The sequence below is a fragment of the Nocardioides sp. genome (genome assembly GCF_035547795.1).
Classification (GTDB): Bacteria; Actinomycetota; Actinomycetes; order Propionibacteriales; family Nocardioidaceae; genus Nocardioides.
The window spans coordinates 1-14,306 of sequence record NZ_DASZUF010000180.1 but is presented as its reverse complement, the minus strand read 5'-3'; the positions used below and the strand labels follow the sequence as shown (position 1 = coordinate 14,306).

The following is a 14,306-nucleotide window of genomic DNA, read 5'->3' as shown; positions in this document are numbered from 1 at the left end:
GTCGTCGATGGTCGCGCCCATCGGCTCCACGGACGAGGTCACGTCGGTGACCCGCAGCAGCGAGGAGTGGCCCCCCGAGACCAGCATCGCCAGGCAGGGCTCCGGCAGGGCGCCGTGCTGGAGCTGGTCGACCGCCACATGAGCGGCGAGGTGGTTGACGCCGTACAGCGGCTTGCCGAGGGCCAGCGAGAGCGCCTTGGCCGAGGCCACGCCGACCAGCAGCGCACCCGCGAGTCCGGGGCCCGCGGTGACGGCGATCGCGTCGACGTCGGTGAGCTCGATCCCGGCCTGGTCGCAGGCCCGCGAGATGGTCGGCACCATCGCCTCCAGATGCGCGCGGGAGGCCACCTCGGGCACGACACCACCGAAGCGCGCATGCTCCTCGACGCTACTGGCCACTGCATCGGCGAGCAGCGCGTGCCCCCGCACGATGCCGACGCCGGTCTCGTCACAGGAGGTCTCGATGCCGAGAACGACAGGCGCATCGGTGGGCATGGCGACCATTGTGCCGTCCCGCTCATCGGGCATACGTTGCTGGCTGTCTCGGAACTCGGAGAACTCGGGAGTCACGCATGAAATCACCGCGCCTACGCGCATCCCTCGCCCTCGTGGCCACCGTGGCGCTCGGCGCCGGACTGGTGACCGGCACCGCCGGCACCGCCGAAGCCAAAGCGCTCAAGCCGGCGACCAGCTTCACGATGCAGCCGGACGGCTCCAGCGGGAAGACCGACAAGGGATCGCAGATCCCCAACATCGACTCGGTCAAGGCCACCATCCGCACCTACTACGGCGCGACCAAGGGCCAGGACCCGGCGAACCCGGGCAAGACGATCTACCTGCCCAACCTCTCCACCTCGCCATACGCCACCGAGGTGGAGGGCATCGAGAACAAGATCCTCGCCACGCTGCCCAACCCGGCGCCGGCGAACACGGCCGTCGTCTTCGACGTCGACTCCACGCTGCTCTCCGACTACGCCAACGAGGAGGAGATGAACTTCAACTACAGCCCCTCCCTCAACGCCGCGTGGGTCACGGGTCACCTCTTCCCGGCGGTGCCGGGCATGCCCGCCCTGGTGAAGACGCTCTACACGGAGGGCTACGCGATCTTCGGCATCACCGGACGGCCCAACACGCAGGAGGACGACACCATCGCCAACCTGACGCAGCAGGGCTTCACCACCGACGGCACGTCGACCGGCCCGGCCATCTTCAACACCTCGAACCTCTTCACGAAGCCGAACCCGTCGGCGGTCCCGGCGTACCTGACGTGCGGCACGACGTGTACGACGGTCCAGTTCAAGTCGCTCACCCGGCAGTACATCCAGACCAACACCGGTGACACGATCGCGGCCAACATCGGTGACCAGTGGAGCGACCTGCAGGGCGGTACGCCGGCGGCCAGCGGCGACTACAAGATCCCCAACCCGACGTACTACCTGCCGTCGGGCACCACGACCGTGCCGGGCCTCTCGCCCAACACGACGTTCACGATGAAGCCCGACGGCTCCAGCGGCAAGACGGTCGGCGGGGAGAACATCCCGAACCTCGACTCGGTCAAGGCCACCATCCGCGCCTACTACAACGCAACCAACGGCATCGCCAACAAGGCGACCTCGCCGTACATCTCCGAGATGAAGGCGCTGGCGAAGAAGTGGAAGAAGAAGCTCGCCACGTCCTGCCAGAAGGCGTCTCACCGCCACCAGCGGCCGGCGGTCGTCTTCGACGTCGACGACACCACGCTGTGGACCTACGACATGGAGGACGGCGCGATGGGGTTCAACTTCGACCCCGCGCTGCAGAACCAGTGGGTGCAGGGCAAGAAGTTCCCGGCCGTGCCCGGCATGACCAAGGTGGTCAAGAAGGCCAAGAAGGCAGGCTGCACCATCGTCGGGCTGACCGGCCGCACCAAGAACCAGGGCAAGGCCACCCTGAAGAACCTCAAGAAGGTCGGCTACAAGGGCTTCACCAAGAGGAACCTCTTCCTCAAGCCGAACACCGGCAAGAAGTACCCGAAGTACATCGGCTGCAAGAAGACCTGCACCACCGTGCAGTACAAGTTGGGCACCCGGAAGTACCTGGAGAAGACCCGGCACTACACGATCGTGGCCAACTTCGGTGACCAGTTCTCCGACCTGAAGGGTGGGCACGCGAAGAAGAAGATCAAGCTGCCGAATCCGACGTACTACCTGCCCTGAAGGGCTAGCGACATCACGATCGCGGTGTCCCCGTTGCGGTAGTAGCGAGGCCGTCGATCGATCTCGGCGAAGCCGGCGCGCTCGTAGAAGGCGAGCGCGCCGGCGTTCGTCTCTCGGACCTCGAGCAGGAGCGCGGGTGCACCCTGCGCCGCCGCCAGATCGCGTACGGCGGCCAGCAGCAGCCCGGCGACCCCCCGCCGACGGTGCTCCACGGCGACCGCGATGCGCTGCAGCTCGGCGATCTCGAAGACCACGCTGGTGATGGCGTGCCCCACCACGTCGCCGTCGAGCTCGGCGACCAGCACGCCGGTGCCGAGCAACGCCCCGGCGATGGCGTCGGCCAGGTAACCGGCCGGCCAGGCGTCCTCGGGGAATGCCGTCGCCTCCAGCGCGGCGATCGCCGGCACGTCGGCGGCCGTCGCGGGCCGGATGGTCATCGCCGGTCGGCGGTGGCGACCGCGTCGGGCCGGCGCAGATAGAGCGGCTCGGGGTCCATCAGCTCGACCAGCTCTGCGGCGACCGCGCGGGCCAGCCAGCCCGCGCTCGGCCGGGTCGGGCCGACCGGGTGCGGGAACGCCTCCGGGTAGAGCAGCGCCCCCTCACCCGCGACCGGCAGGTCGGTGGCGACGTCGGCGGGCCGGGCGACGACGGGACCGCCGAGGCGCTGCCCATCCGCGTCGTAGCGGGCCAGGTAGACCTCCTTGCGTCGGGCATCGGTCGCGACCGCGAAGTCACCCGCCACGTGCCCCACCGCCTCGACGGCGATCACGTCCAGCGAGCAGGCGGCGTAGACCGGGATGTCGAGCGCGAACCCGAGGGTGCGCGCCGTCACCAGCCCCACCCTCAGCCCGGTGAACGGCCCCGGGCCGGCGCCGACGGCCACCGCGGTGAGGTCCTGGCGCACCGCACCGACCTCCTCCAGGACGGCGGCGATGAGCGGGGCCAGCTGCTCGCCGTGCTTCATAGCGCGGTCGGAGACACGCTCGGCCAGGACGTCGCTGCCGTCGTACAGCGCGACGCCGACCTGTGGGGTGGCGGTGTCGAAGGCGAGCAGGAGCGTCATGCCAGCTCCTCGAGGGAGAGCGTGTGCCAGCGCGGCCCGACCGGGGTGATCTCGACCCGCCGCGGGTCCTCCTCGCCGGTCAGTTCGTCGACGGTGAGGGCGCGCACGATCCGGACTTCCAACCGCGAGTCGGAGAGTCCCTCGGCCAGCCCCTCGCCCCACTCCACCACCGTGACAGCGTCCTCGAGGTCGGTGTCCAGGTCGAGATCGTCGAGCTCGGCCATTCCGCCGAGCCGGTAGGCGTCGACGTGCACCAGCTCCGGGCCGCCGACCTCGGAGGGGTGCACGCGCGCGATCACGAACGTCGGCGACGTGACCGGCCCACGCACCCCCAGCCCCTCCCCGAGCCCCTGGGTGAAGGTCGTCTTGCCCGCACCCAGCTCGCCGGTGAGCACCAGCAGGTCCCCGCGCCGCAACTGGCCGGCCAGACGGTGGCCGAGGGCGCGCATCGCCTCGGCGTCGGCGACCTCGGCGACAGCGGTGCGCAGCGGCCGGCGCAGCTCGACGTACGGCGAGCGACGGGCCACCTCGCGGAAGCCCTGCCGCTCCCAGAACCGCACCGTGCGGGGCAGCTCCTCGCGCGCCAGCACGGTCAGGTCGGCGTACCCGTCGGCGGCCGCGACCGCGGCGGCCACCATCGCGTGGGCGACGCCATGGTGCTGTCGGTCGGGCAGCACCGCGAAGCGGCGCAGGAAGACCGAGTGACCGAGCGGGTCGAGGATGAGCGTGGCGACCGGCTCGTCGTCGTGGAAGGCCAGCAGCCCGCCGTACGACGCCAGCTTGACCGCGATCGTGTCCTCGGTCTCGCGCAGCGCGTCCGCGGGCGGATCGAGCGGCTGGCGGGCGCCGAACGCCGCCCGCACGATGCGCAGCACGTCGCCGGCCGCCTCGGGGCCGATCCGGCGTACGTCGACGTCGAGAGTCGTGGTCGTGTTCATGCGCTCTCGGCCGCGGAGATGAGCTGGTCGAGGGCGGCGTTGACCTGGCCGTGCCGCTCCATGATCACCATGTGCCCGGCGCCATCGCACTCGACCAGCGTGGAGCCGGGGATGCGGCTGTGCAGCTTGCGGCTGTGCCCGATCGGGGTGAGCTTGTCCTCGGTGCCGCAGATGATCGTGGCGGGGATCCGGCCGAGCACGCCGACGTGGTCGAACTTGTCGAGCTCGCGGAAGCCGGGGAAGAACTCCGCCACCACCTGGAACGGCGTCTGGCTGATCATCTGGTCGACGAACTCCACGTAGGTCGAGGGCACGTCGTCGCCGAACGCGAACGTGTCGGTGGCGACGGTCGCGACCGCGTGTCCCATCCGGCGTACGCCGTCGACCATCCGGTGGCCGCGGGCGAGCGTCTTGAGGGCGCCACCGGTCAGCCCGGCGCCGATCCGGGCAGGCACCATCGGCAACAGGATGCGGGCCGGGTCGAGCCCGCCGGCCGTGGTCGCGATCAGCGATGCGCCGACGATCCGGCCGCCCTCGCTACGGGGCCGGAACAGCTCCGGGTGCTGCTCGGCGAGCGCGACGATCGTCATGCCGCCCATCGAGTGCCCGACCAGGACGACCGGCCCCTCGGGCACGAACGCGTCCAGCACCGCGAGCAGGTCGCGGCCGAGCTGGTCGATGCTCACCTCACCGCTGGCGCGGCCGCTGCGACCGTGCGAGCGCTGGTCGTAGTAGACGCTGCGGACCAGGCCCCGGTAGGCGGCGCGCTGGAAGTGCCAGCAGTCCAGGTTGAGCGTGTAGCCGTGCACGAAGACCAGGGTCAGCTCGCTCTCGGCCTCGTCGATCTCCACGTGCAGCGGCACGCCGTCGTCGGTGACCAGCGTGCGGGCGGGAGCGTGCAGGGTGCCGAACGGCGTCTCCTGGGCCGGCCGTCGCGCCAGCCGGCGGCGCCGCCGGGCGACGTCGATGACGCCCCCGATCGCGGCCGCACCGGCAGCGGTCGCCGCCACGCCGACGATCCTGCTCGTCACTCCCATCCGTCCGCCCCTCCCCGGTCGAACCCGCTGTCGACGTACCGCCGGGTCATCCGGCCTCCGATCCTGGTCACGATCTCGTAGCTGATCGTCCCACTCGCCCGCGCCCAGTCGTGTGCCGTGGGCTCACCGTGCGTGCCCGGCCCCCACAGGAGTACGTCGCAGCCGGGCTCGGGGGTGTCGCCGTCCAGGTCGACGACGAACTGGTCCATGCAGATCATCCCGCGCACCGGCCGGCGCCGGCCGGCGATCTGGACCTCGGCGCCCTGTTCGTGCTGCGCAGCTCCGGCATGTCGGGAGATGCCCTCGGCGTACCCGATCGGGACCAGGCCCAGCGTGGTCGGCTCGCTGGCGGTCCAGGTGTGGCCGTAGGAGACCGAGGCCCCGGCCGGGACGTGCTTGACCAGGGCCAGGTCGGCGCGGACCGTCATCGCCGGGACGAGGTCGAGGTCGCTGAGGCCGGGTGCCGGGTCGAGCCCGTAGCTGGCGATACCGCAGCGGACCAGGTCGAAACGGCTGCTGGGGCGCAGGATCGCCGCGGCAGAGTTGGCCAGGTGGACGACCTCGGGGTCCAGACCCGCCTCGCGGGCGCGGTCGACGGCCTCGCGCAGGGCCTTCTCCTGGGCGTCGTTGACCGGGTCGGAGGGCACCTCGCTGGTGGAGAGGTGCGACCAGATCCCGGTCACCGTCCAGGTGCCGGCGAGCTCGCCGGCACGGGCGCGCGCGACCACGGCGGGCCACTGCTCGATGGTGGCGCCGCCGCGGGAGAGGCCGGTGTCGACCTTGAGCTGCAGCCGCGCCGGCCGACCCGCACGGGCCACCGCCGCCGCGAGCCGGTCGAGTTCCTCGACGGTGTACGCCGTCACGTCCACGTCCGCCGCGACCACCGGCGCCACGTCGTCGGCCGGCACGGTGAGCCAGCACAACACCCGCCCGGTGTCACCGGCCGCGCGCAGCGCCAGCGCCTCGTCGAGCGTCGCGACCCCGAGCCATTCGGCACCCGCCTCGCGGGCGGCCGCGGCACTGGGCAGCATGCCGTGGCCGTACCCGTCCGCCTTCACCACCGTCATCATCGGCACGCCGACATGCCGCTTGAGCAGCCGCACGTTGTGCCTGATCGCGGCGAGGTCGACGACGATCTCGGCGCGGGACATGGGTTCAGTCTTTCATCTCGCGGATCACGGCAGGCAGCGACCGCGCCACGTCGGAAGCGACGATCGGTCCGCCGCCGCTGGCCGCGGTGGCAGCGGCGCCGTGCAGCCACGCCCCCACACTGGCCGCGTCGTACGGCGCGAGCCCGGCGGCCAGCAGGCTGCCGATCAGCCCGCCGAGCACGTCACCGGCACCGGCGGTAGCCAGCCACGGGGTGCCGGTGGCGTTGACCCGGACCCGGCCGTCGGGGTGCGCGATCAGGGTGCGATCGCCCTTGAGCAGCACCACGGCGCCGTAGCGCTTCGCCGCGGCGCGGGCGTGGTGCAGCATCCGGGCCTCGACCTCGGCACGCTCGACGCCGAGCAGGGCCGCCAGCTCGCCGGCGTGCGGGGTGAGCACCGCCCCCGTGGCCGGTGCCGTCAGGTGCGGGAGGGCGTCGGCGTCCACCACGACGGGTACGCCGTCGGCCAGTGCCGCGGCCAGCTCCGCACCGGCCCGCTCGCCGCCGCCGGAGCCGACCACCCAGGCCTGGACCCGGCCGGCCCCGACAACCTCGGGGTGCCGCTGCTTGACGACCGCGGCGGCGGTGCCGACGTACCGGACCATGCCGGCCAGCCCGCACGACGCGCCGGCGACGCTGAGCAGGGCCGCCCCGGGGTAGGTCTCGCTGCCGGCGCGGACGCCGACCACGCCGCGGGAGTACTTCTGTGCCTCGCGGTCCGGCCGCGGCAGCAGTCGGGCCACGTCGGCGGCCTGGAGCGACTCCACCGGTGCCGGCGGCAGGTCCAGCCCGATGTCGACCAGCTCCACGACGCCGCAGGCGCGCGCCGCGGGCGCGACCAGGTGGGCGATCTTGTGGGTGCCGAACGTGACGGTCAGTGTCGCTCGCACGTGTGGCCCGGTGACCTCTCCGGTGTCGGCGTCGATGCCGCTGGGCACGTCCACCGCCACCACGGGCACACCGTGCAGCCGCTCCAGCGCGGCCACGGCGGGCGGGCGCAGCGGCCCCCGCCCGCCGATCCCGGTGATCCCGTCGATGACCACGTCGGGTCGGGCCGCCTGGCGGGGTAGTTCGGGGGGAAACGGTCTATTACTCGCCAGTAAATGGACCGTTTCCCCCCGAACTACCCCGCCAACAGCACGCAGCGCGGCCAGGCCGGCCGGATGGGCTCGGTCGGAGAGGAGCCACGCCTCGACGGCGGCGCCGCGGCGGGCCAGCAGGGCGCCGGCGTACAGGGCGTCGCCGCCGTTGTCGCCGCTGCCCACCAACAGGACCACCCGGCGGCCGTACGCGCCGCCCAGCAGGTCGATCACCGCGTAGGCCAGCCCGGTGGCGGCGCGCTGCATCAGCGTGCCGGGCGGCAGCGTCGCCATCAGCGCAGCCTCGGCCTCCCGGACCTGGTCGACGGTGTGCGCGCGCCGCATCAGCCCTCCAGCACGACCATCGCGGAGGCCACTCCGGCGTCGTGGGACAGCGACAGGTGCACGCTCACCACTCCCAGCTGCTGGGCACTGGCCGCGACCGTGCCGCGCAGCACGAAGCGCGGCCGGCCGGTCGACTCGGAGACCACCTCGGCATCGTGCCAGGCCAGACCGACCGGGGCGCCGAGCGCCTTGGCCAGCGCCTCCTTGGCGGCGAACCGCGCCGCCAGCGACGCGACCGGCCGACCCACCTCGTCGCCGACGAAGAGCCGCTCCACCAGTCCCGGCGTCCGGGACAGCGACGCGGCGAACCGGTCGAGGTCGCAGACGTCGATCCCGACACCGAGGATGGCCACTACTCGACCGTGACGGACTTGGCCAGGTTGCGCGGCTGGTCGACGTCGTGACCCATCGCGGTGGCCAGCTCGCAGGCGAACAGCTGCAGCGGCACGGTCGCCACCAGTGGCTGGAGCAGCACAGGCACCCTGGGCAGCGCGATCACCTCGTCGGAGTACGGCGCGATCGAGTCGTCGCCGTCCTCCACCAGGCAGATCGTGCGGGCGCCGCGGGCACGGACCTCCTGGATGCCGGAGAGCATCTTGTCGTGCAGATGGTCGCGCCCCTGCGGGGGTACGACGCAGAACACCGGCAGGCCGTTCTCCACCAGCGCGATCGGGCCGTGCTTGAGCTCGCCGGCCGCGAACCCCTCGGCGTGCCGGTAGGCCAGCTCCTTGAGTTTCAGCGCACCCTCGAGGGCCACCGGGTAGCCGGCGTGCCGGCCGAGGAACAGGAACGTCGGCGAGTCGAGGTGCTGACGCGCCAGCGCGTAGATCGGCTCGGCCTGGTCGAGCACCCGGGTGATCGCGTCGGGCATCCCCTCCAGCTGCTCGAGCACCTGGGTGATCTCGTCGCCGAACTTGGTGCCACGCACCTGCGCCAGGTAGAGCGCCAGCAGATAGCAGGCGACCAGCTGGGTCAGGAAGCCCTTGGTGGACGCGACCCCGATCTCGGGGCCGGCGTGGGTGTAGATAACCGCGTCGGACTCGCGCGGGATCGTGGAGCCGTTGGTGTTGCAGATGGCGAGCACCTTGGAGTTCAGGGTGCGGGCGTGCCGCAGCGCCTGCAGGGTGTCGGCGGTCTCACCGGACTGGGAGATCGCCACCACCAGGGTGTCGCGGTCCAGGATCGGGTCGCGGTAGCGGAACTCCGAGGCCAGCTCCACCTCGACCGGGATCCGGCACCAGTGCTCGATCGCGTACTTGGCCACCAGACCGGCGTAGTACGCCGTTCCACAGCCGACGATGATGATCTTGTCGACGTCGCGCAGTTCCTGGTCCGAGAGCCGCATCTCGTCCAGCTGCAGGTGCCCGTCGACGCCGCGCCGGCCCAGCAGCGCGTCGGCGACCGCGCGCGGCTGCTCGAAGATCTCCTTGCGCATGAACCAGTCGTAGCCGTCCTTCTGCGCGGCCGAGAGGTCCCAGTCGACCCGGTAGCGCCTGCCCTCCGCGGGGGTGCCGTCGAAGCCGGTCACCGCGACGCTGTCGCGGGTGATGGTGACGACCTGGTCCTGGCCGAGCTCCAGCGCCTCGCTGGTGTGCTCGATGAACGCCGCCACGTCGGAGCCCAGGAAGTTCTCGCCCTCGCCGATGCCGACGACCAGCGGGCTGTTGCGCCGGGCCGCGACGATCCGCTCCGGATCGCGGGCGTCGACGGCGACGAACGTGAACGCGCCCTCCAGGCTGCTGCACACCCGCTGCATCGCGGTGGTGAGGTCGGCCCCGCCGTCGAGCTCGATCTCCAACAGATGGGCGGCAACCTCGGTGTCGGTCTCCGAGCGCAGCGCGTGCCCGGCGCGCTCGAGGTCGGCCCGCAGCTCGGCGAAGTTCTCGATGATGCCGTTGTGCACCACCGCAATCCGGTCCCGGGCGCCGAGGTGGGGGTGGGCGTTGTTGTCGGTCGGGCCGCCGTGGGTGGCCCAGCGGGTGTGGCCGATGCCGCTGGTGGCGCCCGGCAGCGGGTCCTCGCCGATCAGCTTCTCCAGGTTGGCCAGCTTCCCGGCCTTCTTCCGAACGGCGAGCACCGGGGCCGCCGTGTCGACCAGCGCGATCCCGGCCGAGTCGTAGCCGCGGTACTCCATCCGGCGCAGCCCCTCGACCACGACCTCTTGAGCCGAACGGTTGCCGACGTAGCCCACGATGCCGCACATAGCGGTTCATCCTACCGGCGTGGACCCCGCCCGACCGCGATCGGCGAGTGCTGCCACAATCACCAGCATGTCGACGACCGGGCCGACTCACGGGCATGCCGCGCCGCAGGAGGCCTCGCCGTACCTGGAACTGGATCGCGAGACCTGGGCGGCGCTCGCCTCCGAGACCGAGAACCCGCTCTCGGCCGAGGAGATCGCGCGCCTGCAGGGCCTGGGCGACTCGATCGACCTGCGCGAGGTCGAGGAGGTCTACCTGCCCCTCTCCCGCCTGCTCAGCCTGCGGATCGAGGCGGCCGGCCGGCTGCACCGGGCGCAGGAGGAGTTCCTGCACCAGGAGATCCCGGCGCGCACGCCGTTCGTGATCGGGCTGGCTGGCTCGGTGGCGGTCGGCAAGTCCACCACCGCCCGCGTGATGCAGCAGATGCTGGCGCACTGGCCCGAGCACCCCAACGTCGCGCTGGTGACCACCGACGGCTTCCTCTACCCCAACGCCGAGCTCGAGCGCCGCGGGCTGATGCAGCGCAAGGGGTTCCCCGAGTCCTACGACCGGCGCGCGCTGCTGAAGTTCGTGATCGACATCAAGTCCGGCCGCGAGGAGGTCGAGGCGCCGACGTACTCCCATCTGGTGTACGACGTCGTCCCCGACGAGAAGGTCGTCATCAAGCGACCCGACATCGTCATCATCGAGGGCCTCAACGTCCTCCAGCCCGCCCGGGTGCGCGAGGACGGCCGCCCCGGCCTGGGCCTGTCGGACTTCTTCGACTTCTCCGTCTACGTCGACGCGGGCACCAGCCACATCCGGCAGTGGTACGTCGACCGCTTCCTGCGGCTGCGCGAGACGGCCTTCCGCGACCCGTCGTCGTACTTCGCCAAGTACGCCTCGCTGACCCACGACGAGGCCGTCGCCGAGGCGACCCGGATCTGGGACACCATCAACGGCCCGAACCTGATCGAGAACGTCCTGCCCACCCGCTCTCGCGCCACCCTGGTGCTGCGCAAGGACCGCGACCACTCGGTGCGCTACGTGCGGCTGCGCAAGCTCTGACTCAGGCGCAGGCGCCGTGGTACTTGCCCGGCGCGTTCGCGGCGAACGTGCGGAAGCCGACGCGCTGCTTCCCGGGCAGGACCCACTCGATCGAGATGCGCTGCTTGGCCGATCTCGCCCGGGGTCGCGACCACACCCCACCCTCGTTCCGCACCTCGGTGTAGACCACGCCGGGAGCCCGGTTGCGCCGGGGCTTGTCGGTGCAGCGTCCGAAGGCGAGCGAGAGGCGGCCGTCGGCGGCGAGGCCGAGCTGTGGCTGGACGTCGGCATTGTCGGTGTACGGCGCCGGAGCGGGCGGCTGCCACTCACCTGCCTCGGTCCCCTCGACGAGCAGGATCCCGGGCAGCGGCGAGGCGTCGACGGGCGTGACGGAGTCCGCGTGGCGCGAGACCGCGATGGCGATCTCGCCCGCGGCGGCGGTGACCGCGAGGTCGGAGTACGCCGACGGCACGGTCGCCACCACGACCGGCGAGGACCAGCCGGTGTCGGGACCGCCGACCTGGACGCGCACCGTCTCCTGGCCGGTCGTCCCGGCCGTGACACGGGCGAAGACCAGCTGCCCCGTCGACGCGTCGAGGGCGAGGCCGGACGTGCCGGCCAGCGAGCCGTCGTACTCCTGCTGCGGCTGGCTCTGCGCGAGCCGGAAGCGATGCCCCGGCTTCCCGACGTAGATCTCGGGCATGGTGAGGGTCTGCCCCGACCCACGCGGGTAGGCCGGGCTGGCCAGCAGCGCGAGACGGCCGCCGGAGAGCGGGACCGCCGCGACGAGCTGGGCCCGGAAGCCGCCGTCCGGGCAGGTCCTGGTGCCGGGGAACGCCCGGGTGAAGTGGCCGAGCCGGTGCCCCGAGGCGTGACCGTGGCCGACCCAGACGCCGTTGCAGGCGGCCACCACGGCATCGACCTGGCGGCCCGACGCGCTCAGCGTCTCGATCAGATGCGGCTTGGGGCCGGAGGTGGGCAGCCGGAGCGTCTGGGTGCGGCTCGCCGTGCCCCCGCCGCGCACCTGGTAGGTGTAGCGCACCCGGCCGCCGGCGACGTCGGCGGCGAGCACGTGCTTGCGGTGCGCGCCGTCGATCACCAGGGCGCCGTCGGCTCCGGTTCCGGTGGCCACCCGGCCGAGGCCGCTGATCGTGAAGCCGGGCCGGGGCTTCGCCGCCTGGGCCGGTGCCGCCGCGACGACGACGGACAGGGCAGCGGTGACGGCGAGGAGTCCCGAGAGGAGTCTGGTGCGCACCGTCGGACCGTAGGCCCGTGCCGACGGCGGGGCTACGGCAGCCGTGAGATCACGCCGGCCAGGGCCAGGCCGGCCAGCTCGGCGGGCAGCCGAGGGTCGCCCTCGGCGGGAGGGTCCAGCCAGGCGAGGTCGCCGAGCACCGCAGCGCCGGTGCGGTCGATCCAGGCCCGCCACGCCGCGGCCTGCCCGGCGGCCCACGGCCGCACCTCGGCCGGCAGGGTGGCGGCCGGCGCCGGGCGCGCGGCCCGCAGCCAGGGCACCAATCCGCCGGTGACGTAGCGGCTGTAGTCCTCGTGCGGCCACTCCCGCGAGTCGTTCAGCTCCCGTAGCAGCACGAGCTCCTCGGCGGTCAGTGCGCGCGGGGCGGCGAGGTCGTGCGGCACGGGTACGCCGAGCGCTCCCGCCAGCAGCTCCGCCGTCTCGACCGGGCGCTCCAGCGACGCCACCACGACCGCGTCCGCCTCCTCCGGTGCGCCCGGGCCGTCGATGATCGGCACGAAGTCGGCCGGGTTGATCCGCCGACCCGCCAGCAGCGTGCCCTGCCAGCGCAGCAACAGCTCCTGCCATGGGGGTACGACGAGCAGCACCCGGTTGCGGCGTCGCGACCGCGACGTGCCACCCGGCGCGGCGACGATCTGCGCCGCGGTCAGCGCCGCCACCACCATCTCGCCCACCGGCTGCACGCCGACGAGGTCCGGGACGGGCCGCACCGGCGCGGGAGGCGACGCCGTACCGGCGAACCCGCTCGGCGGCGGCGCCACGTCGCCCTGCGGATCCAGCGAGGGCGCCGACTCGGATGCGGAGCGGGCCACGATCGACAGGGTCGAGGCGACCACCTTGGCCACCGCCACCCGGCGCTCACCTCCGGCCGGCTCGGTCGCGGCGGCCGCGGCCGGCTGGAGCCAGTCTCGCTCGCCGACCACGCGCACCCCGAGGTCCCGCAGCGCCGTCCAGTGCTGCTCGGTGACCTCGGCCAGCGCCGATAGCCGATCCGGTGGGACCCGCGGCCGACCCTCGGTCTCGTCGGCCGGGAACGGCTTGAGCGCCGCCTTCACCCCGAACCGGGTGTAGTAGCGCAGCGCGGCGTCGGACCAGGGCCGGTGGTTGAAGTCCTGGTTGACCCGGCGCAGCATGTCCGCCTCGGCCCAGGTCAGCGAGCGGTTCACGTCGCGGGCGGTCCCGCCGTGCGTGAGCGCGTCCTCGGGCAGACCGACCATCGCCCGCATCACCCGCAGCAGCCAGTCGTGGTCGCGCTCGTTGACCACCACCACGGTCACCCGCTCCGGTCCGAGCACGTCGACGAAGCGCTGGGTCAGCGATGCGAACCCGAAGCGCTGCCAGAACTTGTGACCGGGGTTGCCCAGGATCCGCTCGGCGTACTGCTCCCAGCTGCGGCCGTAGCCGGCCACCACCCGCTGCTGCCACAACGACGGCAGCAGGGTGTCGTAGCGACGCAGCATCCGCACCACGTGCACCCGCTCCGGGCCGAGGTCGCGCTGCAGCCGCTCGATGGCGGCCGCGTCGGCGCTGCTGAACGACTCCGAGCTCATCACGACCCGGTCCTCGCCGTACCCCTCGACCTCGGCGACCAGCCGCTCCCACGCGTCGGCGGCGATCCGGCCGGTGCCGCGCTGGCCGGGACGGCCGGTGAGCGCCAGCGCCGGGCGGTAGGCCTGGATGGTCTCGCCGGCGTAGTGGACGCCGTGTGCGGCGATCAGCGCGCGGCTGGCGTGGAAGGCCGCCTGGATGGCGGTGGTGCCGGTCTTGTGCGGGCCGATGTGGACCAGCCGGCCGCCCGGCGGCAGGAGCAGTTCATCGAGGCCGGACATGACCCGGACCCTATCGCGAGACGACCATCGAGCCGACGATGCGGTCGGCCTCCGCCGAGGTCAGATCGCCGGGCTCGCCGACGTCGCGGACGAGCACCAGGACGACCACGCCGCGGGGCGTGGCGCGGCCCACCACGGTGAGGTGGGCGGTGGTGGGGCTGCACGGCCCCGGCGGGACGGGTACGTCG

General features: G+C 72.6%; 14 protein-coding genes. 2 read left to right on the top strand and 12 right to left on the bottom strand.

Going from position 1 to position 14,306, the window contains the following annotated elements; translation table 11 throughout:
* The coding region (locus VHA72_RS13225; RefSeq protein WP_414689802.1) for a tRNA (adenosine(37)-N6)-threonylcarbamoyltransferase complex transferase subunit TsaD at positions 1 to 495 on the bottom strand (495 nt) is incomplete at its 3' end.
* 77 nt (positions 496 to 572) lie between these two features.
* On the opposite strand from VHA72_RS13225, the gene VHA72_RS13220 reads away from it, so the two are divergent.
* Positions 573 to 2,195, top strand: coding sequence for an HAD family acid phosphatase (locus tag VHA72_RS13220; protein ID WP_325575956.1), 1,623 nt, complete (start codon positions 573 to 575; stop codon positions 2,193 to 2,195).
* On the opposite strand, the gene rimI is transcribed toward VHA72_RS13220, so the two are convergent.
* The 8 genes from rimI to glmS are packed head-to-tail and all read right to left on the bottom strand — an operon-like array spanning position 2,183 to position 10,010.
* Entirely contained in the window at positions 2,183 to 2,632 is a 450-nt protein-coding gene (gene rimI / locus VHA72_RS13215; protein ID WP_325575954.1) for a ribosomal protein S18-alanine N-acetyltransferase, read from the bottom strand. The two genes, VHA72_RS13220 and rimI, sit on opposite strands and share 13 nt — an antisense overlap.
* Positions 2,629 to 3,258 carry a tRNA (adenosine(37)-N6)-threonylcarbamoyltransferase complex dimerization subunit type 1 TsaB gene (gene tsaB, locus VHA72_RS13210; RefSeq protein WP_325575952.1) on the bottom strand — a complete coding sequence of 210 codons (630 nt, stop codon included), beginning with the start codon at positions 3,256 to 3,258 and terminating at the stop codon, positions 2,629 to 2,631. The genes rimI and tsaB overlap by 4 nt, the downstream gene beginning before the upstream one ends.
* Positions 3,255 to 4,196, bottom strand: a complete 942-nt coding sequence (gene tsaE, locus VHA72_RS13205) for a tRNA (adenosine(37)-N6)-threonylcarbamoyltransferase complex ATPase subunit type 1 TsaE (RefSeq protein WP_325575950.1) — start codon at positions 4,194 to 4,196, stop codon at positions 3,255 to 3,257. The genes tsaB and tsaE overlap by 4 nt, the downstream gene beginning before the upstream one ends.
* Positions 4,193 to 5,233, bottom strand: a complete 1,041-nt coding sequence (locus VHA72_RS13200; RefSeq protein WP_325575948.1) for an alpha/beta fold hydrolase — start codon at positions 5,231 to 5,233, stop codon at positions 4,193 to 4,195. Before VHA72_RS13200 ends, tsaE begins: the two co-directional genes overlap by 4 nt.
* The gene (gene alr, locus VHA72_RS13195; RefSeq protein ID WP_325575946.1) at positions 5,224 to 6,384 is read right to left on the bottom strand and encodes an alanine racemase; all 1,161 of its coding nucleotides are present in this window, start codon (positions 6,382 to 6,384) and stop codon (positions 5,224 to 5,226) included. The genes VHA72_RS13200 and alr overlap by 10 nt, the downstream gene beginning before the upstream one ends.
* A gap of 4 nt (positions 6,385 to 6,388) precedes the next feature.
* A complete protein-coding gene (locus VHA72_RS13190; protein ID WP_325575944.1) occupies positions 6,389 to 7,807 on the bottom strand; it encodes an NAD(P)H-hydrate epimerase in 1,419 nt (472 codons plus the stop codon).
* Positions 7,807 to 8,160, bottom strand: a complete 354-nt coding sequence (locus tag VHA72_RS13185) for a holo-ACP synthase (RefSeq protein WP_325575942.1) — start codon at positions 8,158 to 8,160, stop codon at positions 7,807 to 7,809. The genes VHA72_RS13190 and VHA72_RS13185 overlap by 1 nt, the downstream gene beginning before the upstream one ends.
* Positions 8,160 to 10,010, bottom strand: coding sequence for a glutamine--fructose-6-phosphate transaminase (isomerizing) (gene glmS, locus VHA72_RS13180; RefSeq protein WP_325575940.1), 1,851 nt, complete (start codon positions 10,008 to 10,010; stop codon positions 8,160 to 8,162). The genes VHA72_RS13185 and glmS overlap by 1 nt, the downstream gene beginning before the upstream one ends.
* 67 nt (positions 10,011 to 10,077) lie before the next feature.
* Here glmS and coaA point away from each other — a divergent pair, with 67 nt between their 5' ends.
* Positions 10,078 to 11,055 (top strand): type I pantothenate kinase, encoded by a 978-nt coding sequence (coaA, locus tag VHA72_RS13175; protein WP_325575938.1) that lies wholly within the window; start codon positions 10,078 to 10,080, stop codon positions 11,053 to 11,055.
* A gap of 1 nt (position 11,056) precedes the next feature.
* Here coaA and VHA72_RS13170 read toward each other — a convergent pair whose 3' ends face one another.
* The 3 genes from VHA72_RS13170 to VHA72_RS16565 form a co-directional block, all read right to left on the bottom strand.
* A complete protein-coding gene (locus VHA72_RS13170) occupies positions 11,057 to 12,289 on the bottom strand; it encodes a hypothetical protein (RefSeq protein WP_325575936.1) in 1,233 nt (410 codons plus the stop codon).
* 32 nt (positions 12,290 to 12,321) lie between these two features.
* Positions 12,322 to 14,118: a hypothetical protein gene (locus tag VHA72_RS13165; RefSeq protein ID WP_325575934.1), complete on the bottom strand. Its 1,797-nt coding sequence runs from the start codon at positions 14,116 to 14,118 to the stop codon at positions 12,322 to 12,324.
* Positions 14,119 to 14,128: 10 nt separating this feature from the next.
* Positions 14,129 to 14,306 (bottom strand): DUF8017 domain-containing protein (locus VHA72_RS16565; RefSeq protein ID WP_524538597.1); only part of this gene is annotated, 178 nt, incomplete at its 5' end.

What these genes read in the sequence shown, in the direction of transcription:
- VHA72_RS13220 (WP_325575956.1), top strand. Translation starts at nt 573, where the DNA reads ATGAAATCACCGCGCCTACGCGCATCCCTCGCCCTCGTGGCCACCGTG.
- rimI (WP_325575954.1), bottom strand. Translation starts at nt 2,632, where the DNA reads ATGACCATCCGGCCCGCGACGGCCGCCGACGTGCCGGCGATCGCCGCG.
- tsaB (WP_325575952.1), bottom strand. Translation starts at nt 3,258, where the DNA reads ATGACGCTCCTGCTCGCCTTCGACACCGCCACCCCACAGGTCGGCGTC.
- tsaE (WP_325575950.1), bottom strand. Translation starts at nt 4,196, where the DNA reads ATGAACACGACCACGACTCTCGACGTCGACGTACGCCGGATCGGCCCC.
- VHA72_RS13200 (WP_325575948.1), bottom strand. Translation starts at nt 5,233, where the DNA reads ATGGGAGTGACGAGCAGGATCGTCGGCGTGGCGGCGACCGCTGCCGGT.
- alr (WP_325575946.1), bottom strand. Translation starts at nt 6,384, where the DNA reads ATGTCCCGCGCCGAGATCGTCGTCGACCTCGCCGCGATCAGGCACAAC.
- VHA72_RS13190 (WP_325575944.1), bottom strand. Translation starts at nt 7,807, where the DNA reads ATGCGGCGCGCGCACACCGTCGACCAGGTCCGGGAGGCCGAGGCTGCG.
- glmS (WP_325575940.1), bottom strand. Translation starts at nt 10,010, where the DNA reads ATGTGCGGCATCGTGGGCTACGTCGGCAACCGTTCGGCTCAAGAGGTC.
- coaA (WP_325575938.1), top strand. Translation starts at nt 10,078, where the DNA reads ATGTCGACGACCGGGCCGACTCACGGGCATGCCGCGCCGCAGGAGGCC.
- VHA72_RS13165 (WP_325575934.1), bottom strand. Translation starts at nt 14,118, where the DNA reads ATGTCCGGCCTCGATGAACTGCTCCTGCCGCCGGGCGGCCGGCTGGTC.